This is a genomic window from Pseudoalteromonas sp. TB25, from assembly GCF_000497995.1.
Taxonomy (GTDB): Bacteria; Pseudomonadota; Gammaproteobacteria; order Enterobacterales; family Alteromonadaceae; genus Pseudoalteromonas; species Pseudoalteromonas distincta.
Window position 1 is genome coordinate 14572 of record NZ_AUTI01000416.1, and the last position, 20701, is coordinate 35272.

11 protein-coding genes and 2 pseudogenes are annotated in these 20701 nt (G+C 40.1%); 8 read left to right on the top strand and 5 right to left on the bottom strand.

The genetic code is table 11. The features are described 5' to 3' along the window. Positions 1-254: 254 nt before the first annotated feature. The 3 genes from L652_RS0119745 to L652_RS0119755 all read left to right on the top strand — a co-directional run bounded on the left by L652_RS0119745 (position 255) and on the right by L652_RS0119755 (position 4976). On the top strand, positions 255-2066 hold the full coding sequence (locus tag L652_RS0119745; protein ID WP_024596043.1) for a glycoside hydrolase family 3 protein: 1812 nt from the start codon (positions 255-257) through the stop codon (positions 2064-2066). Between the two features lies 1 nt (position 2067). After that, entirely contained in the window at positions 2068-2802 is a 735-nt protein-coding gene (locus tag L652_RS0119750) for a 5-oxoprolinase subunit PxpA (protein ID WP_024596044.1), read from the top strand. A 155-nt stretch (positions 2803-2957) separates the two neighbouring features. Beyond that, positions 2958-4976 (top strand): S9 family peptidase, encoded by a 2019-nt coding sequence (locus L652_RS0119755; RefSeq protein WP_024596045.1) that lies wholly within the window; start codon positions 2958-2960, stop codon positions 4974-4976. Positions 4977-5702: 726 nt separating this feature from the next. Here the strand turns inward: L652_RS0119755 and L652_RS0119760 are convergent. Further along, entirely contained in the window at positions 5703-7292 is a 1590-nt protein-coding gene (locus tag L652_RS0119760) for an isocitrate lyase (RefSeq protein WP_024603607.1), read from the bottom strand. A 239-nt stretch (positions 7293-7531) separates the two neighbouring features. Here L652_RS0119760 and L652_RS0119765 point away from each other — a divergent pair, with 239 nt between their 5' ends. Next, positions 7532-9721 carry a malate synthase G gene (locus tag L652_RS0119765; RefSeq protein ID WP_024596046.1) on the top strand — a complete coding sequence of 730 codons (2190 nt, stop codon included), beginning with the start codon at positions 7532-7534 and terminating at the stop codon, positions 9719-9721. Between the two features lie 200 nt (positions 9722-9921). Here the strand turns inward: L652_RS0119765 and L652_RS0119770 are convergent, their stop codons facing one another. The 4 genes and pseudogenes from L652_RS0119770 to L652_RS01000000124195 all read right to left on the bottom strand — a co-directional run bounded on the left by L652_RS0119770 (position 9922) and on the right by L652_RS01000000124195 (position 14662). Next, complete coding sequence (locus L652_RS0119770) at positions 9922-10647, bottom strand: YebC/PmpR family DNA-binding transcriptional regulator (RefSeq protein ID WP_024596047.1); 726 nt, start codon at positions 10645-10647, stop codon at positions 9922-9924. A 145-nt stretch (positions 10648-10792) separates the two neighbouring features. Beyond that, complete coding sequence (locus L652_RS0119775) at positions 10793-11410, bottom strand: HAD family hydrolase (protein WP_002959195.1); 618 nt, start codon at positions 11408-11410, stop codon at positions 10793-10795. A 320-nt stretch (positions 11411-11730) separates the two neighbouring features. Further along, positions 11731-12225 carry a DUF6702 family protein gene (locus L652_RS0119780; RefSeq protein WP_024596048.1) on the bottom strand — a complete coding sequence of 165 codons (495 nt, stop codon included), beginning with the start codon at positions 12223-12225 and terminating at the stop codon, positions 11731-11733. Next, a pseudogene (locus L652_RS01000000124195) lies at positions 12225-14662 on the bottom strand (M1 family metallopeptidase). Before L652_RS01000000124195 ends, L652_RS0119780 begins: the two are co-directional and overlap by 1 nt. A gap of 579 nt (positions 14663-15241) precedes the next feature. On the opposite strand from L652_RS01000000124195, the gene L652_RS0119795 reads away from it, so the two are divergent. The 4 genes and pseudogenes from L652_RS0119795 to L652_RS0119810 all read left to right on the top strand — a co-directional run. Then, positions 15242-15478 carry a hypothetical protein gene (locus L652_RS0119795; RefSeq protein ID WP_002959190.1) on the top strand — a complete coding sequence of 79 codons (237 nt, stop codon included), beginning with the start codon at positions 15242-15244 and terminating at the stop codon, positions 15476-15478. Between the two features lie 78 nt (positions 15479-15556). Continuing rightward, on the top strand, positions 15557-16804 hold the full coding sequence (locus L652_RS0119800; RefSeq protein WP_024596049.1) for an exonuclease SbcCD subunit D C-terminal domain-containing protein: 1248 nt from the start codon (positions 15557-15559) through the stop codon (positions 16802-16804). Then, positions 16801-20451, top strand: a complete 3651-nt coding sequence (locus tag L652_RS0119805) for an AAA family ATPase (RefSeq protein ID WP_024596050.1) — start codon at positions 16801-16803, stop codon at positions 20449-20451. The genes L652_RS0119800 and L652_RS0119805 overlap by 4 nt, the downstream gene beginning before the upstream one ends. Before the next feature lie 28 nt (positions 20452-20479). Beyond that, positions 20480-20701: pseudogene (locus L652_RS0119810) on the top strand (class I SAM-dependent methyltransferase); the annotation flags it as partial.

Sequence of the window (20701 nt, forward strand, 5' to 3'; positions counted from 1 at the left end):
CTCTTGAAAATTTATTATCTAATATTAACAAAGCCACAAAAAATATAACTAAATATAACTTTTCGCTAATAGCAAAATTATAAATTTTCTTTAACTTTTACAATACGTTATTGGTTCCTCTGCAAAAAATCCTTCTTTTGCAGTTACCTCAAAAAGTAGTTAAGCTGCTTACACTTATCTACTTTTTAGCTTTGGAGTGTGTTTTGCTAAATAAGTGTATTGTATCGTCTATCGTTTTTTTATCTGGGTGCTTAATGCCATTACAATCCTCGCTTGCTAAACCCGTGCTTTCTCTTGAACAACAACTTGGGCAAAAGCTAATACTCGACTTTCGTTACTTCTGCCAGCAAGGAGTATGTAATAAATGCCGAACTCCAATGACCGAGTTACCTAATGAACTCGCTACCGCTATTGCAAAATACGATATTGGTGGGGTAATTTTATTTTCTGAAAACACTCAATCGATAGAGCAAACAATTACGCTTAATAGCCAATTGCAGTCGGCAGCAAGTAAGTCTAGTAGTAAGCTGCCGCTATTTATATCAATAGATCAAGAAGGCGGACGTGTAGCGCGTTTACCACGCGATGTTGCCACCTCATTTACCGGTAATATGTCGATTGGCGCAACCTACAAAAAACACGGTATAAGCTTTGCGACAAAAACAGCAACAGTTATAGCTAAAGAACTAAACTCGCTGGGTATAAATGTAAACTACGCGCCCACGGTTGATGTAAACATGAACCCCGACAACCCAGTTATTAACGTACGCTCGTTTGGTGAAAACCCAGCATTAGTGAGTAAATTGGGCGCCGCACAGGTTGCAGGATTTGAAAGCAATGGCGTGATTACCTCGTTAAAGCACTTTCCGGGTCACGGCGATACAAACGTAGATAGCCATACAGGCTTGCCTAAAGTAAACCATGCAAAAGAAGTTATTTACGAGCAAGACCTAGCACCGTTTAAACACATTATCGCCAAGCAAAACCCAGGTATGATAATGACGGCGCATATTCAATACCCAGCGCTTGATAGCACAACGTTTATAAGTGTTAATGGCAAAACTATGGTAAAACCAGCAACAATGTCGCGCGCAATCATTACTGATATTTTACGTGGCGAGCTTAATTACCAAGGAGTTGTAGTAACTGATGCGCTTGATATGGCTGGTATTAGTAACTTCTTCACACCAACTCAAGCGGTAATAAATACATTTGTCGCTGGAGCTGACATTGCCCTAATGCCTATTGAAATTAGAACACCAGATGATTTAAATAAACTCGATGATCTTATTAAAGATCTTGTTGCAGCGGTTAAATCAAACCAACTTGATGAGCAAGAAATAGCACAATCGGCACAGCGTATAATTACGCTAAAAAATAAATTTAGATTAAGCACTAATTTTGAACCTATTACCGCGCTCATAAATGCAAAGCAAACAATTGGCAGTGCAGCACATCGCGAAATAGAAGCGCAGCTTGCTGTAGAGGCAATAACGCAGGTTAAAAATAATAACAGTACTTTGCCGCTTAATTTAAAAGCAGGAAGTAATATTCATATTATTATGCCCGACACGCGTAAATGTATGGCAATGCAGCAAGCGATTGAAGCTATCAGCCAGCAGAAACTTAACTATAGCTGTAGTAGTTTACAAGGGTTTAATCCAGCACATGCAAAAGCACAAATACAGGCTGCTGATGTAGTTATCGCCGGTAATGCAACGCCTAATCAAAGTGCGGTCGAAATTGGCGGTATGGATGATTTAAAAGATGATTCAAATTTTGCACTTAATAATGCAGAGCAGCCAAAAGCACTTGAGTCATTATTAAAAGTGGCAAAGCAGAGTAATAAAAGCACTGTATTTATAAGCCTAAGAGCACCTTATGACATTGCTAAATTTGGCGATTATGCAAATGCCGTACTTGCATCGTATGCATATAATATTGATATAGATAAAAACGATATTGTGTCTGGTCCTGCTTTTACCGCACTTGCAAAAGTGTTACTAGGAGAAGCACCGGCTAACGGCGTATTACCTGTCACAATAAAACCGCAAAAGGTGCACTAATATGAAGCTCAATTGTGACTTAGGCGAAAGCTTTGGCGCGTGGAAAATGGGGCTAGACGATGACGTTATGCCACATATTGATATGGCTAACATTGCGTGTGGGTTTCATGCAGGTGACGCCGACGTAATGGCAAACACTCTTGTACTTGCCAAACAACATAACGTACAAATTGGTGCTCACCCAAGCTACCCAGACAAGCAGGGCTTTGGTAGACGCTCAATGGTACTTAGCGAAAAAGAGCTTACAAATTGCCTGCACTATCAAATAGCCGCTATTGAGGGGATGGCAAAAGTACAAGGTTTAACACTTAGCTATGTAAAACCCCACGGCGCACTTTATAACGACATGATGGCAAATGATCAAATATTACAAACCGTTATAAATGCAATCGCCAGCTACCCAATAGATTTAAAGCTAATGATTTTAGCGACTAAAAATGCCAATAAGTACATTCAAATAGCTAAAGATTCAGGAGTTGATCTAATACTTGAGGCATTTGCCGATAGGCAGTACACCGACGACGGGCATTTAGTGTCACGAACACTTGAGGGTAGCGTTCACAACAAAGCTGCATTACTAAAACAAGTAACTCAGCTTTTATCCGATGGCAGCGTGACAACACAAACTGGAAAAAAACTAACGCTCAACGCCCATAGCTTATGCGTACATGGCGACAACGCTGATGGCATAGCGCTTATAAAAGACATAAAAGCCCTGTGTAACTCAGCTAACTAAACACTTTTACACAACCACAAATAGAAGCTGTAAACCCCCTTTACAGCTTTAACTCATAGATTTAAATAAGAGCTTCATCGCATCCTACTGTTAATTTAATAATCCCTAACATATAACTACTTAGCAAATTAAAAAAAGTAACAACAGGGATAAAAATGAAAAAGCTTTTAACACTTAGCCTCATTTTAGGCTGTAGCAATTTAGCCTACGCTGAAACAAATACACTACAACTGCAAGACGTGTTTAATTTAGAATATGCTAATCAAATAGATATAACCGAAGACGGTAAAACTGTTTATTTTGTGCGTAACCGAATGGATATAAAAACAGATCGCAAAGTTGGTAATATTTGGTCTGTTGATTACAAAACCAAACAAATGCAGCCGCTAACCTCTGGCGTACATATGGATTATTCGCCAGTACTCTCTCCTGATGGTCAACGCCTTGCGTTTATATCAACCCGCGATGGCAGCAGCCAAATATATATTAAATGGCTTAAAACAGGTGCTATGGCAAAAATTAGTAACTTAACGAGTAGTCCACGTTCGATTACATGGAGCCCTGATTCTAACCAATTAATATTTAGCATGTTTGTCCCAAGCGCTAATTCAGCGCCAGTGAGCTTACCAGGTAAACCAAAAGGCGCAACCTGGGCAAAGCCCGCCAAATTTATTGATGATGTGTATTACCGTTCAGATGGTGGCGGTTACACACAAAAAGGTTTTAGCCAATTATTTTCCATAGATGCTAACGGAGGTAATGCTAAACAACTCACTGATGATGAATTTGATAACGCGGGCGATGTAAGTTTTAGTAAAGACGGTAAATCACTTTATTTTTCTGCGAACAGGCACACAAACAACCAGCTAAAACCCACAAATAGTGAAATTTATAAACTCGATTTGGCCTCGCAAAATATAACTGAAATTACTGATCGAAATGGTCCTGATGAGCAGCCTAAAGTATCGCCCGATGGTCGTTACTTAGTGTACACAGGTTACGATGATAAACGCACTAACTACGAAAATGCTCAACTTTACATTCGTGATTTAAAAACAGGTAACACAACTAGCTTAACGCCAAATTTTGATAGAAGCGTAGGTCAAATAAAATGGAGTGCCAATTCAAAAGGTGTGTACTTTAGTTACGCCGATAAAGGTCAAACCGCCCTCGCCTATCAACCACGCAGTGGCAAGCGAAAAATAATAACAACCCAAATTGGCAGCGTTGCCTTTGGACGCCCTTATTCTGGTGGCGACTTTGATGTAAGCGAAGATGGCGAAGTAGCCTTTACCCTTGCCGATACTCAGCGCCCTGCTGATATAGCAACAATTAAACGCGGTAAAGCGCAGCGTTTAACTACCCTTAATGCAGATGCACTGGGCGACAAAGCTTTGGCTAAAGTGGAAGAAATTTGGGTTAAATCAAGTCACGATGAGTTACCTATTCAAGGTTGGGTTGCTTACCCACCAGAATTTGATAGCAGTAAAAAATATCCGCTAATACTAGAAATACACGGCGGCCCTGTCGCTAATTATGGCCCACATTTTAGCGCTGAAATTCAACTTTTTGCAGCCAAAGGCAATATCGTTTTATACATGAACCCACGTGGTAGTGATTCATACGGTAAAGAGTTTGCACAAACTATTCATCACAATTACCCAAGTAACGATTTTGACGACTTAATGACAGGTGTTGATGCGCTAATAGCGAAAGGCTTTATTGACGAGTCTAAATTGTTTGTAACCGGTGGCTCTGGTGGCGGTGTATTAACTGCATGGATTGTGGGTCATACAGATCGCTTTGCTGCGGCTGTAGTTGCCAAACCGGTTATTAATTGGATCAGTTTTGTACTAACTGCCGATTTTTACCCGTTTTTTGCTGATTATTGGTTCCCAGGTAAACCATGGGATCACATTGAGCATTACATGAAACGCTCGCCTATTAGCTATGTTGGAAACGTCAAAACTCCTACTATGTTGCTCACTGGGGAATCTGACTACCGAACACCAATTTCAGAAACTGAACAGTTTTATCAAGCATTAAAACTACAAGGCGTTGATACTGCAATGGTGCGAATTCCTGATGCATCGCATGGTATTACAGCTCGCCCATCAAACTTAATGACCAAAGTTGCTTATATTCAATGGTGGTTTGATAAACACACTAAATAACCTAAAATTAGTATAATATTTATAGCTCAAATAAAAGCCACTTTAAATAAGTGGCTTTTGTATTTATCGCCGTAGTATTCAAACTGTAAACCCCCTTTACACTTCTGTGACAGTTAAATATCGGACTTAGCTAAAACTTCAGTTAGTAAAATTTCGGTTTATAGCATTTTTTGCAACTTGAGTTGGTAAAAAATCGGTTTGAGTCACTGTTTATAGCCTATCAGTTAGTAAAATTTTGTTTTATCGTACGGAGAAGTTAGTAAAAAATCGGTTTATAAATTCGCTAAGTTTGTCTATTAAAGCAAAAATCAGTCACTTACCTGCCTTTTAAAGTTGTTGTAAACGCTTTTTACAGCAAAATCACCCCAAATATGCCCTTTTATGAAAGGTTAGTTAAACTCTGATCTGTAAATTCACTCAGGTAGTTAAATAGTGATCCAACATGATTTGGTTAACCTGAACTCTGGATAATAAATCTATCTCGAGCAGCTATTTTCAGCCCTAACTGCGTTGAATTTACTTGCAATAGGCTAGCTATTGACGCGTAAATTCGCCTTGTTTTGACTGAAAATCTCTGGCTAGAGAAAAAATTCAAATATCACCATGATTTAATACGTTAGTAAATCTCTTAACCAGAGCTCAGGTTAGTTAAAATCTGATCTAAATAAAAATTAAAACAATAAAAAAGGGCCTATTGGCCCTTGAGTAACACTATCTAGTTAGGAATTAAAACTGGTTCATGGTGTTGTCTTCACCACCGGCTTTTAGCGCGTTATCACCAGAGAAGTATTCTTTGTGTGTATCGCCCATGTTAGACCCTGCTAGGTCTTGGTGCTTAACAGAAGCTTGCTCGCGGCGAATTTCTTGGCGTTGTACATCACGCACGTAAGCCAGCATACCCATATCGCCAAAGTAACCTTCTGATAAAATATCAGTGCTTAGCGCAGCTGTATGGTACGTAGGCAGAGTAATTAAGTGATGGAAAATACCTGCTTCACGTGCGCCATCGCGCTGGAAGTTTTGCACTAGTAAATCGGCTGCTTGTGCAAGCTCTGTTGCATCCATTTCTGGTGCCATAAGGCCTTTATTATCGCCAAGGCCTGGGTAAGCACTAAGGTCACGGCCAGCTTCTTCCCACTCTTGATACACTTGCTCACGAAACTTAAGGGTCCAGTTAAACGAAGGCGAGTTGTTGTATACCAGTTTTGCATTTGGCACCTGTTCTTTTACACGATTCACCAGTTCTGCAATTTGTTTAACATGTGGTTTTTCTGTTTCAATCCACAGTAAATCAGCGCCCGACTGCAAGCTAGTAATACAATCTAATACTACGCGGTCTTTTTCAGTGCCTTCGCGGAACTGGTATAAACCGTTATCTAGGCGAGTTGGTTTACATAACTGGCCATTAATTTTCATTGCCGTATCGCCTTCATTTAAATCATCAACACCGTTAATTGGCGTAGTTTCTAAAAATGCATTGTATTGGCTTGCTAAATCACCTGGTGTTTGCGACACAGGTACTTTTTGAGTAAGGCTGGCGCCTAATGAATCTGTACGCGCCACAATAATGCCGTTATCAATACCTAGCTCTAAAAAGGCGTAACGTACTGCGTTAATTTTTGCTAAAAAGTCTTCGTGTGGAACGGTCACTTTACCCGCTTGGTGACCACATTGTTTGGCGTCAGATACTTGGTTTTCTATTTGAATGGCACATGCACCGGCTTCAATCATTTTTTTAGCCAGTAAGTAAGTTGCTTCTTCGTTACCAAAACCGGCATCAATATCAGCAATAATTGGCACAACATGGGTTTCAAAGTTGTCTATTTTATCAATAACAGCTTGAACATCGCCGCCGTTCGCTTTTGCTTCATCTAGGTCGTTAAACAAGTGATCTAGTTCACGTGCATCAGCTTGCTTTAAAAACGTGTAAATTTCTTCAATTAGCGCAGGTACCGATGTTTTTTCATGCATGCTTTGATCTGGCAGCGGACCAAATGCAGAGCGAAGCGCTGCAACCATCCAGCCACTTAAGTATACATAGCTGCGTTTAGTTGTTTTTTGATGGCGCTTAATAGCCATCATCATTTGTTGGGCAGTAAAGCCATGCCAACAGCCTAAAGATTGCGTGTACTGGCTTNNNNCAGCCATATCTTCACGCATTACGTCTGCTGTGTATTGCGCAATTTCAATCCCTGTGCGAAAACGGTTTTGTAAACGCATGCGACTTGCGTATTCAGGGTTAATAGCTTTCCATGCGCTGCCTTGTGTTTGGCAAAGAGTAGAAAGTGTGTCTGTTTCGCGTTGATATGTTGTCATAATAAAATCCTTCGAACGAGTGTATAAATTATTTTAATGTTGTGAGAGTGGCTAGGAGTGTGTTCCGTAGCGCTTGATTCAACATTAGGCTCCTTTTCTAGATTTAGTAAATTTATAGTTGTTATTGTGGCTATACATTTTGTGAATGGCTAAAAAGCACTCAACATTGCCTTTTTGAGTTATTGTTGCCTTATGCACAAGCACACAACAACATCGCGACCGTTTAAAGGAAGGCAACTATGTCCCACACTCTCACACATTCAGGACTCAGCGTAGACACACAACTCGCTGATTTCGTTAAAAATCAATTACTCCCTGGCACTCACTTAAGTGAGTCACAATTTTGGCAAAGTTTTGCACATATCGTTCAAACACTTACCCCTATAAATAAGGCACTGCTTGAAAAGCGAGAGCTGCTTCAACAGCAAATAGACGACTACCATCTTGCTAATAAAACCTGGGATAGCGCTAAATACCAAGCCTTTTTGCAAGATATTGGCTATTTAGTTAAAGAGCCTGCCAACTTTGAAATTGAAACCCAAAATGTAGAGCCCGAAGTGGCCCTTACAGCAGGCCCTCAGTTGGTTGTGCCTGTAAGTAATGCACGCTTTGCTCTTAATGCCGCTAACGCTCGCTGGGGCTCGTTATACGACGCCTTATATGGTACTGATGTGTTAAGCGAAGATGACGGGGCTGAAAAAGGTAATACCTACAACCCTGTTCGTGGTTTTAAGGTAATGGCCTACGCTCGCCAGTTTTTAGATAAAGCATTGCCGCTGACCAATGGCTCCCATATAGAAAGCACGAATTACTCAGTAGTAGATGGCGCACTTTTAATTACCTTGCGTGACAGCTCTCAAACCACATTAGCTAACCCATCTCAGCTTATTGGTTATCAAGGAGAAGCACAAAACCCAACTGTAGTGTTATTAAAAAACAATGACCTACATATAGAGTTACATATCGATCACCACCACATTATTGGCCAAGCAGATAAAGCAGGCTTAAAAGATGTAGTGCTAGAGGCCGCGCTTACCACCATTATGGATTGTGAAGATTCAGTAGCTGCGGTAGATGCAGAAGACAAAGTACAAGTTTATAAAAATTGGCTTGGGTTGATGCAAGGTAACTTAGTTGAATCGTTTAAAAAAGGCGATAAAACTGTTGAGCGTACCCTGCAAAGTGATAAAACATACACCGCACTTGACGGCGGCACCGTTACTTTAAAAGGCCGAAGCATGATGTTTGTAAGAAACGTTGGCCATTTAATGACGAACCCTGCTATTACCGATGTGTTTAATCAACCGGTATTTGAAGGCATTATGGATGCGATGTTTACAGCCACCGCTGCCCTGCACGACCTAAATAAAAAAACAGGTATAAAAAACTCAAGCGCGCAAAGTATTAATATAGTAAAACCAAAAATGCATGGCCCTGAAGAGGTTGCGTTTACTAACACTTTATTTAGCTTAGTAGAGGAAGCGCTAAGCTTACCTAAAAACACGCTTAAAATGGGGATTATGGATGAGGAACGCCGTACTTCTGTAAACCTAAAAGCCTGTATTTATGCAGCTAAAGAGCGTGTTGTATTTATAAATACTGGGTTTTTAGACCGCACAGGCGATGAAATTCATACCTCTATGCAAGCGGGTGTTGTGCTTCCAAAAGCACAGATTAAACAGCAACCGTGGATACAAGCTTATGAGGATCGCAATGTCGATATTGGCCTTGCTTGTGGCTTAAGCCATAAGGCCCAAATAGGTAAAGGCATGTGGCCAATGCCAGATAAAATGGCATTAATGCTGGAGCAAAAACAAGCGCATCCTAAATCAGGCGCTAATACAGCATGGGTGCCCTCCCCTACAGCCGCTACCCTGCATGCAATGCATTATCACGATATAAACGTATTTACTGAGCAGCAAAGTATAGCTAAACGTACTATTGCGAGCCTTAATGACTTGCTTACTCCGCCGCTAATGACAGACCCTAAAACGCTTTCAAAAGAAGATATTCAAAGTGAGCTAGAAAATAACGCACAAGGTATTTTAGGTTACGTTGTACGCTGGATTGATCAAGGCGTTGGCTGCTCAAAAGTACCCGACATTAACCATATCGGGCTAATGGAAGACAGAGCCACACTGCGTATTTCAAGCCAGCATATGGCTAATTGGCTGCTAAATGGCGTGTGCTCACAGGCGCAAATAAAATCAACCATGGCTAAAATGGCCAAAGTGGTTGATGGACAAAACGAGCATGACACTGCGTATACACCCATGGCAACAAGCGAAGAAACCCTCAATAACAGCATTGCGTTTCAAGCTGCACTTGCACTGGTTTTAGAGGGCGTAACGCAACCTAGTGGTTACACTGAACCACTACTACATAGCTACCGTATAAAATATAAAGTACAAAAATCGAATACGCTTTAACTGCTTAATCAAAGTTAAAATTAAGTACTAAACCAGCTTTTAAGCTGGTTTTTTATCGCCTAAAATTAGAATAACAGCACTTTTAAGGCATTTTAAAGGTATATAGATAATACACATGAATATCTAACATTTATTCAAACGTAAAAAAGCGTGTTTTGCATACACAAAACACGCTTTTTAAAGCTTTTAAACGTTTACGTTTAATTTTTTACAATGGCATTGTGATAAATATTTTGTACATCGTCACAATCTTCAAGCATATTTATAAACTTATCAAAGTTAGCAATAACTTCTTCGTCTTCAATTTCAATATTAACTTGAGGGATAAACGTAATTTCATCTACTTCAAAGTTAATGACTTCAAATGCGTCTTCAAGGGCAGTTTTAGCTTTAAAGTATTCTGTTGGCGGTGCAAATACCGATATTTTACCGTCCTCGGCTTCAACATCGCTTACATCAACATCAGCCATCATTAATGCTTCTAATACGACTTCATCGTCATCGCCTGCAAAGCCAAGTACCGCATAATGATCAAACATATGCGCTACACAGCCAGGAGTACCAATTTTTGAGTCTGTTTTAGTAAATGGTAAACGTACATCTTTGATAGTACGGTTTGGATTATCAGTTAAACAGTCAACAATAACCATGCAGTTACCAGGGCCATAGCCTTCATAACGGGCAACAGAGTAATCTTCTCCTGCGCCACCGGCTGCTTTTTCAATTGCTTTTTCGATAACGTGTGCGGGTACTTGGTCTTTTTTAGCTTTTTCGATTAGACGGCGAAGTATTTGGTTTACTTCGGGATCGGGATCACCACTTTTTGCTGCAACGTAAATCTCTTTGCCGTACTTTGAGTTTACTTTTGTTTTTGCATTGGCTGTTTTGATCATAGAACTTTGACGAACTACAAATGCTCTGCCCATTTTGTGCCCCTAATGAATACGTTACGTTTTGCGGTATTTTACCAATTCAAAACGTATTGGGCTAGCTCCGCAATGGGCAAAACTTGATTAATAAAAACTTTTATAACTACATACTCATTTCAGAATAAATCAAATGGCATGCTATTTAACATAACTCTATTTTTTCAGAATAACTCTCAACTAATGTCACTAAGTCAGCAAAGTCATGTAAAACGTAATCGGCCTGATCGGCGTAAGCTGGCGTTAACTCTGGAGCGTATAAACATGCACGCATATTTGCATTATGCGCAGCTTGAATATCGTAAAGGTAATCTCCTACATAAAGTAAGTTTCTGGCATTTATGTTCCAAAGTGTAGCAATAGCATTTAACGCACTAGGATCTGGTTTTGCAGGTGCATCGCTTCTTGTTAAAACTGTACTAATAGGAAGTGGGTTATTTTGTAATTTAATTGCAGCCGCTTTATCAAAATTGCGAGTAACAATTGCCATCGGTATATTTTTAGACTTTAAAGCATTAATAGCTTCACTCACCCCAGGTAAAATACTGGCATGTTGTGCGTCTATTAATTCGTGTTGGTGAACTATATTCATTGCCTCTTCACGCATATACGGTGAGGGCAACTGAGCAATGTAATCAAGCAAGTCTTGCTCGCAAGGGCAACCTATTTGGGCTTTAATTAATGTAAAATCTAGTTCGGATGAAACTAATGTTCCATCTAAATCAAAAATCACTCCAAAAATGGCCTCAACCTGAGTAGTCATATCATTCCCTGAATTTAGTTATTACTAAATAAAATTTAAACATAAAATTCTCTACTGCTTATGCCCAAGCCAGTTATAGCTAAAGGGATAAATGAAACTAACTATATTTAAATTATTTATTTGACTGCTATCAATCTATTGATAATACAGTAAATATAATTGGTAGTTGTAGCATGCGCAAAAAATGGTAAATATACAAATTGAACTACCAGTTTTTACGTAAATTTACATATACCAGATAAAAAATGAACGCAGTTTAAACGTATAAAGAAAACGCGCACATTAACTGCAGTGCGCGTTGGTTGGGGAAGTTTTAACTGTTATTTTTGCTCAAAGCGGGCTTCGAGCCAAGTATCATCTTGTGCAAAGTTTAAGGTTTTAATCTTACCTTTGCCCTCAACGTTTACCATATTTACCTGAGATGGCCATAAATCACGAAGCGCGCCATTGTTCATTTTAATTCCTTCAATGTTTTCAGGAATTGGTGCTTCTTGGTAAACCCAAAAAAACTTACCATCTACTTGCGCCCCTACAAAGCTAAGTGGTAAAGGCTCACCACTTAATGTTTGTAGAGCAACATGCGATTCAACATATTTAGCAAAACGCTGTTGGTCGGCTTTATTACTAATAATATCGATTTTGCCTTTAAACAATGTGCCTACGGCGTGTTCGGTATCATGTAAATAAAAACGATGCATTAACTCAACATTATGCGTTCGTTTATTAAAAAGCACGGTTGTAACTGACGATTTTAGTTGATGCGCCATACTCGGCGCAGCAGCTAAAAAGCAAACAATAATAAGCAAAAAGCGCATTATTGCGGCTCCTCACCGTTATCTTTTTCGTCTTTCTTCTCATCAGTTTTAAGCTCAGTTTTAATATCTTGCATGATATCGCGACTTACTTTAGCTTTACTCTTTTCCTTTTTAAACACTTCAATACGTGAAGGAATAATGCGACGAGGGTAGTTATTATTTTCAATATCTACATCCGCAGTTTCCCAATTAGGATCTACAGTAACTGATACAAGCGGTTTGTTTTTATCGGTAACAATTAGCTTTTGAACATTTTTATAATTACGACGCCAAATTTCAGCAGGAATATAACGCTCTTCAGTTGTGCCATCTTCATATGTTAGCTCAAGTAATATAGGCATTACCAAACCACCTAGGTTTGAAAATTCCATAACGTAGTAGTTTTTATCTTCTTCTAAAGCACGTTCAAGCGTTTTACGCTCCCACGGCTCTAAGCCTTTTAAAAACTTATTGTACGAGTTACGTTCTTTATTGGTTACAGTAAAGCGGTCGTTTTCGTCATAAAAATCGGTAACATCAGGGTTTTGCTCAACCCATGTTTTTTTACCTTCGGCGCGGTTACGCTCAACAAATAATGACGTAGGCTTATCTGCTTCAATATCACGTAAACGGCTGTAATCAATATCAGGGTTTTTAGTGTCTAAACGTAGTTGATATACCTTATCTAAAGAGATATCAACATGGTCTGTGGTGTAAAACCAGCCACGCCAAAACCAATCTAAATCAACACCAGAGGCTTCTTCCATTGTGNGGCTGGGGTAGGGCGCTTGTATTTCCAGCGCTGAGCATACTCTTTAAATGCAAAGTCGAATAAGTCACGGCCTAAAATTACTTCACGTAAAATATTAAGGGCTGCGGCAGGTTTAGTATAAGCATTAGGGCCTAAACGTAATACGCTGTCTGACTGAGTCATAATTGGTACTTGGACTTCTGACTTCATGTAGCTCACTATATCGCGAGGCTCAACACCCCAAGGAATAGTAGGATCCCATTCACGACCAGCAACACCATCTAAAAAGCTGTTTAAGCCTTCATCCATCCACGTCCATTGGCGCTCATCTGAGTTCACAATCATCGGAAAGTAAATATGACCCACTTCATGAATAACTACGCCAAGTAAAAAGCGCTTTTCAGCCTGAGAATAAGTACGAGTACCGTCATCTTGTAACTTAGTACGCGGACCGTTAAAGGTAATCATTGGGTATTCCATACCACCAACTGGGCCGTTAACCGACTGTGCAGTTGGGTACGGGTAATCAAAAGAATACTTAGAGTACACTTCCATTGTGTGTACTACCGCTTCAGTTGAGTACTTTTTCCATAAGTCACCACCTTCTTTAGGGAAGAACGACATTGCCATAACTAAAGGCTGAACGTCACCACCTTGTTGATAACCTTTTGCATCCCACATAAACTTACGAGACGACGCCCAAGCAAAGTCACGAACATTCTGTGCTTTAAAGTGCCACGTTTTAGTTTTGTCGGTGCCTTCTTTTTCGTTTTCTAGCGCTTCTTCTGCGTTAACAATAAATACAGGACGCTTAGATGTTTCAGCTTGCTTTAAACGTTTGCGCTGAGTACTTGTAAGTACTTTGCTCGCGTTATCAAGCTTACCTGTTGCCGATACAATGTGATCCGCAGGAACAGTAATCTCAACATCGTAATCACCAAACTCAAGCGTAAACTCACCAGAGCCTAAAAATGGCTTGTTTGTCCATGCCTCGTAATCGGTATAAGCCGCTAAGCGAGGGAACCACTGAGCAATTAAGAATATGTCGTTGCCATCTTCTTCAAAGTGCTCGTAACCAGAACGTGCACCTACAGCATCTTCTTCAACAATGTTGAAGGCAAAGTTCATGCTAAATTCTACTTCTTTACCTGGTTTTAATGGCTCGTTTAAATCAATGCGCATTAAAGTATCAACTACAGTTACGCGTAGCTCTTTACCATCGTCATCCTTTACGCCACTGATTGTATAACCCAGTTCGTTGTCGCTCATAAATTGCTGACGGCGTAAGTCACCTAAACTTAATTTAGCAGGCTTTTGAGCTGGTAGGCTTTCTAAAGTGCTTTTAAACGTTTTAGTTGTTTCGGCAATAGAATCACTTTTAAAAATATTTTGATCTAACTGTAACCATAAATATTTAAGTGTATGCGGAGAGTTATTTTTATATTCAATGCTTTGGCTACCGGTAATACGGTGCTTTTTTTCATCTAGCTTTACATCAATATCGTAGTTTACACGTTGCTGCCAGTATTTTTCACCTGGTTCGCCAGCGGCACTACGATAAACGTTGGGTGTAGGAAGCGCTTCGTCTAATTGACGAAATTTATCAACAAAAGAACCTTTTGTTTGCTCAACCGAAGACGCCATAACCGCACTAGATATTGCCAAAGGCAATACAAAAGCACTTAGCGTAAGACCTATTTTTTTCATTGTTAGTCCTAATATAATTTTGTGAGCATACTTTGACAAATATACCAGTTAGCTTCAATAAATTAGCGACCAAGTACCATATTTTTAGGGTGATGTTCACTTAGTTTATTAGATTGAAAAGTACAATTATTTTGTAACAAAATACGAATAAATAAAAACTGTAAAGGGGGTTTACAAAAGTGGGTTTTAATAATGGTTTTGAGTTATTAAATACAAGTTTTAGAGCTCGGAAAAAGCACATTAACTTTACCTACTTTGCTAAAAAAGTATTGCTTTAGCATTATGAGGTAAACCAATAATCCTATGTATAAGTGTCTCAAATTTCCAACAAGTAAAATGAGCTAAAAGCACACTCTACTGAACAAAAACACAGTGAAAACAGCTGAATTATTGGCTCAAATATTGCCGAACTTCCTTAATATTCGCTATTTTTACGATAAATGATAAATAGTGCAATTTTAGGTTGATTTTTAGTGCAGTTTATATTTAAAATCGCCAACCTTTTTATTTGAGGCAAATAAATTCGTCACATTTATCCTCAAATTAATATCGATTACTAGCAAGAAATGCGGTGGGCTTATGGATTTTTACATCCTAAAAAAACAACAAGAACTAATTGCGATTCCAGCAAGTGAGAATAACTGTAAGCAGTATCTCGATTCGGGTTATTTTTATATCGATAAAGTAGCAGCGTGCAACGAAACCAATGCATTAAAGGCGCTACACGCAAAACAAACTAAAACGTTAAAAATTCCATTATTAATGGCACTTTTAGCATTACCGGTTGTTTTTTCAGCTTGGTACAGTTTAACCTAAGGTAATGCACGGCTTAGGCTTGCATCTTTAACTGCCTTGGGTATATTGGCGCTCTTACGGTTTAATTAAGAGCGCGACATGAAAGTCCTCCACACCTCAGATTGGCACCTTGGCCAACAATTCTACGAACACGACCGCCGTGTTGAACATCAAGCCTTTTTTACATGGTTATTAGCCACTCTTGTTGAACAACAAATAGACTTACTTTTAGTTGCTGGCGATATTTATCATACCGCGACTCCAAGCGCTAGCGCCGAAAATCAGCTTTACCAATTTATTAAAGACGCCAAAAAGGCATCCCCACAATTACACGTAGTAATTATTGCGGGTAACCACGACTCTGCAAATCGTATTTTGGCTGCTCAGCCATTATTAGCGCAATTTGATACGCACGTAGTAGGGCGCTTTGATGTCGCAACACCCGATGAAACTATTATTACCATAAATACCAATGGTAAACGCGCTGTAATCGTCGCTATGCCATTTTTACGCGCAAGCGATGTAAGTTTACTTAGCCAAACCGAAAGCGGCCCTAGTTATGCTCAAGGCGTTGCAAAAGCTTACGAGCTTGCACTAGAACAAGCTACTAATATAAACGAGCAAAACTCACCATTAATAGTTATGGGGCATTTACACGCAAAAGGCGGGGATATTTCAAGTGATTCTGAGCGTAACTTAGTGATAGGTGGTGAGGAGTCTATTTCAGCCAATGTATTTGGTAAACAAGCCAACTATGTTGCCCTTGGTCATTTACACAAAGCGCAACAAGTCGCTAAAAGCGATATTATTCGCTACAGCGGCACACCTATACCTATGTCGTTTTCAGAACGTAACTACACGCACCAAGTAAATATTGTTGAGTTTACTATTGATGAAAAACAACATGTTAGTACAACTGTAAACCCCCTTTACATTCCGCGCTCTGCCGATGTAATTGTTTTACCAAAAGGGGAGTGTGTGCCATTAAGCGAACTATGCGAGCAAATTAAAGCGCTCGACACCGCACAAAATACAACAGCGCCTTATTTACGTGTAAAGCTTAAATCAAGCGATACCGACACCACCTTCAGAGAACAAATAGAACAAGCACTTGAAGGCAAGCATATTAAATTTTGTGGTATTGAACGTGTACGTGAGCAATCGACTCAAAATGACGACAACACCGTATTTGAAGATTTAAGCGAAGTTGAAATGCTCAACCCGCTTAACTTATTAGAACAAGCATTTGCAAACGATAAAGATATGGCAGGGCAAAGCGTACCCGATGAGCTAAAAGCACTTTTAAGTGATGTGATAAACGAGCTTACGGAGCAAGAACAACTATGAAAATAACCGCAGTTCGTATTCATAATTTAGCTTCAATAGTTGATGCTGAAATAGACTTTACTCAAGCCCCATTAAAAGATGCAGGCTTATTTGCGATAACAGGCGATACCGGCGCTGGTAAAAGTACTTTTTTAGATGCGATATGTTTAGCCCTTTATACAAAAACAGCGAGGCTACGCGGCGATAAAGGTAACTTAATTGAGTTTAATGGCGACAGCATTAAGCTTAATGATGCGCGGAACCTACTTCGCCGAGGTACATGGGAAGGCTACGCCGAGGTTGACTTTTTAGGGCAAGATAAACAGCTTTACCGCGCGCGTTATACAGTTTCACGCACTCATAAAAAGGTAACTGGCAAACTTAAAGTAGCAGAGCACACCTTAGTAACCCTGCCAGACGAAACCTTAATAGCTGACAAAAGCCACACAATAAAAGAAGTTGAGAGTAAAATAGGGCTTAACTTTGAGCAGTTCTCCCGTGCCGTACTTTTAGCGCAACATGAGTTTGCTGCATTTTTAAAAGCCACTGGCGATGAGCGAGCGCAACTTTTGGAGTGCTTAACAGGCACCGATAAATTTAGCCGTATTGGTGTGCGTATTTTTGAGCGCCATAAAGAGCAAGTGGCAAAGCTTGAAGCGCTCAAAGCAGGCCTTCAAAGCTATACCTTATTAACGACCGATGAACTTGAGTTACAACAAACCAAGTTAACCGATTTAAAAGCGCAAACCGAACACACTAAAAAAGAGCTAACCAAAACCGAAAAAGCACTTAACTGGTATCAGCAAGCTACAGTGCTTGAGCAAAGCTTACTGCAGGCACAGCAAACCCAGCAACAAGCAAGCTCAGCGCTTGAAAGTATCGTTGATCAAAGCGAGCAAGCAAAACAAGCCAAGCAGGCGCTTGAAATAAAAGATAACCGCAGCCGTTTTACTCAATTAACCGATCAAAATACGGCGTTAGATCAGCAAATAACATCACTTAAAAGTGTTGATCATTTAGCGGTAATTAACGAGCGTAACACCGCGCTTGCTAAGCATACTGAGCTACTTAATAACGCCAATGAGCAAAAACAAAATGCAGCGCCCGTTATAGCAAAAGCGAGAGAGCTCGACAGCAGCATTGCTTTGCAAACTCAAGCTGTAAAAGGCACAGAGTCGCAAATAACCAAAGAGCAAACTCAACTTGATGAGCTCACACAGCAGCTTAAACAAAGCAATAACGAGCTAGAGCTCGCTAATACCGACTCAACTAAAAGCCAGCAATGGCTTAATGAGCATGCACAGCTGCACGTTTTAGCAAAAGACTGGAGCTACTATCAGCAAAGCTTTAATACTTACTTAAATGCACAGCAGCAATTAACTGCAAACCTTGCACAAAGCCAAACTCTTAATACCGAGCTTGCAGGTCAGAGCGAGCGATTAAATACACAAAATAATAAAGTGCAGCAGTGCGAGGCGTTACTTACGAGCGAGCAGTCAGCTTTGCAGGTTTTAAATACTCAGCTTAATGAATTTAATGCAGAGCACTGCGACGCGCAGCTAAAAAGTATTGATTACTTAAAAGAGCAGCGAGAGCGCTATAAGCAATTTAACGCAGAGCTAAAACAAAGCACTCAACGCCAGCAAGTGCTCAATCAGCAGCTAAATGAAAGCCAGCAAGCCCATGCTTTACTTAATCAGCATTTAATAACCAGCGAGCAAGCACTTAAAGGCAGCGAGTACGCACTTAACCAAGCGCGCTTAAGAGCCAGCGAAAACGTAGAGCATTTACGCACTGAGCTTCGCCCTAATGAGCCTTGTTTAGTGTGCGGCGCAACGGAGCATCCGTATGCGGTAAATCAAAATCAGCAATTAAATAACTTAATTACTGATTTTGAAAATGCTTTTAATACCGCTAAAAAGCAATTTGACCATGCACAAAGCGAGCTGCATAAACATCAAACTCAACATGCTGTATTAACTGCTGAACACGGACAACTTGAGCAAATAATACAAACAGCAAAAGCCAAACAGCTCGACATTAAAAATACCATGCAAGGTGCACGTAGTGAGCTTAACGACTTAACGCCTGATCAGCTTGAAGTAACTTATAAGCAATTAACGCAGCAAAAAGCGCAATACTTTGAGCAACAAAAACGTCAACGTACATTGCAAACCAAAGTAAACGAGCTACAAGCAGCACTTAAAGCAGAGCAGCAAGTACAGCAGCAACTGAGTAATAAACACCTTGAGCTTACACACCAGCAAAACCAGTTAACGAGTAAGCATAGCGAGCTTAGTGCACAAATTAACGAGCTGGGTACAACACTCAATAATCAATTTGAAAACAATGATTTTTGGCAGCAACTACAAGCCAATACGCTTGAACTTACCGAGCTGAACAAGCAGGTTACACAGTATCAGCAAACTCAAACGCAACTTGAGCAAAGCCAAAAGCGCCAAGACACAGCTAATGAGCAAATAAAGCAGCTTACCCCGCTTGTTAGTAAAAGCGAGCAATCGTTAAAAGCACTTAATGAAGAGTTTGTAAAAGCAAAAGAGCTATTAGACGCTGTACAAAGTGAGCGCTCAGCTTTATTTAATAACGAGCAAATAAGCGCAGACGACTACCAAGCAAAACTCACAAGTGAGCAAGAGCAAAAACAATCGCAGGTTCAAGCGAGCCAAAAAGCCTATGACGACGCGATAAAACAACGAGATGAGCACGCTATAACGCTTAAAAATGTGGAGCAACGCTTACTTGAAAACAGCCAAGAACTAGCAACACTTGAGGCACGTTACAACCAGTGGTTTGCTGACTTTAAAGCGCAATACAGCGACGTAACGCACGAACAGATCAAAATTTTACTAACGCTAAGTAGCGAGACTATTAAAGCGCATTTAAATCAACACGAGCAGTTAACTCAAGCGTTAACAGATGCAAATGCCGCATTAAAACAGCAGCAACTTACGCTTGAAAAACACAACAGTAGCGATAAGCCAACACAAAGTGCAGAGGCTTTAAGTACGCAATTAAGCAGCTTAAATGAGCAACAAACGCAGCTGCAAAATTCATTACTAGCAACTAATACCGCTATAGAGCAACACAACCAAAACGCAAAGGTGCTTGAAGGCAAACAAGCTGAGTTAACTACGCTTAAAACACAGGTAGAGCAGTGGCACTTGCTTAATAAAGTATTGGGCGATGCAACGGGTAAAACCATGCGTAACTTAGCACAAACACAAACGTTAAAAATATTACTGCACTATGCCAACAGCCATTTAAAAACACTCAACAAACGCTACGAATTAACCGCCATAGCGCAAACGCTCGACATTGCAATTATCGACCGCGACATGGCCGACGAGCAACGCTCTGTTAATACGCTCTCGGGCGGTGAGTCATTTTTAGTATCGCTAGCGCTTGCACTTGGTTTAGCATCGCTTTCGTCTAACAAAGTACAAATCAATTCTTTGTTTATTGACGAAGGGTTTGGTACGTTAGACAGCGAAACCCTAAGCATTGCAATGGACGCTTTGGATTCTTTGCAAGCACAAGGCAGAAAAGTAGGCGTTATATCGCACGTAACACAAATGAGCGAGCGTGTAGCCACTCAAGTGCATGTAGCCAAAAAGCCAGGTGGATATTCCACAGTTGAAGTTTTATAAGCAACATTACTGAAAACAAGGAGATACAATGCCAACGTTTACAGGCGAGCAAGCAACACAATACGATAGCCGCATAACCCGTTTAGTGCCTGGTTATGAATTATTACATCAGCTCACTAATGCGCAACTACAAGCAACGCTAAGCGACAATGCGCATATTTTGGTAGTAGGGGCAGGCACAGGCAAAGAAGTACTTGCACTGGCTGCACTAAACCCTACATGGCAATTTACTGCGCAAGATACATCAGCC

Coding starts and splice junctions, on each gene's coding strand:
- L652_RS0119755 (WP_024596045.1), top strand. CDS start 2,958: ATGAAAAAGCTTTTAACACTTAGCCTCATTTTAGGCTGTAGCAATTTA.
- L652_RS0119765 (WP_024596046.1), top strand. CDS start 7,532: ATGTCCCACACTCTCACACATTCAGGACTCAGCGTAGACACACAACTC.
- L652_RS0119775 (WP_002959195.1), bottom strand. CDS start 11,410: ATGACTACTCAGGTTGAGGCCATTTTTGGAGTGATTTTTGATTTAGAT.
- L652_RS0119805 (WP_024596050.1), top strand. CDS start 16,801: ATGAAAATAACCGCAGTTCGTATTCATAATTTAGCTTCAATAGTTGAT.
- L652_RS0119795 (WP_002959190.1), top strand. CDS start 15,242: ATGGATTTTTACATCCTAAAAAAACAACAAGAACTAATTGCGATTCCA.
- L652_RS0119780 (WP_024596048.1), bottom strand. CDS start 12,225: ATGCGCTTTTTGCTTATTATTGTTTGCTTTTTAGCTGCTGCGCCGAGT.
- L652_RS0119750 (WP_024596044.1), top strand. CDS start 2,068: ATGAAGCTCAATTGTGACTTAGGCGAAAGCTTTGGCGCGTGGAAAATG.
- L652_RS0119770 (WP_024596047.1), bottom strand. CDS start 10,647: ATGGGCAGAGCATTTGTAGTTCGTCAAAGTTCTATGATCAAAACAGCC.
- L652_RS0119800 (WP_024596049.1), top strand. CDS start 15,557: ATGAAAGTCCTCCACACCTCAGATTGGCACCTTGGCCAACAATTCTAC.
- L652_RS0119745 (WP_024596043.1), top strand. CDS start 255: ATGCCATTACAATCCTCGCTTGCTAAACCCGTGCTTTCTCTTGAACAA.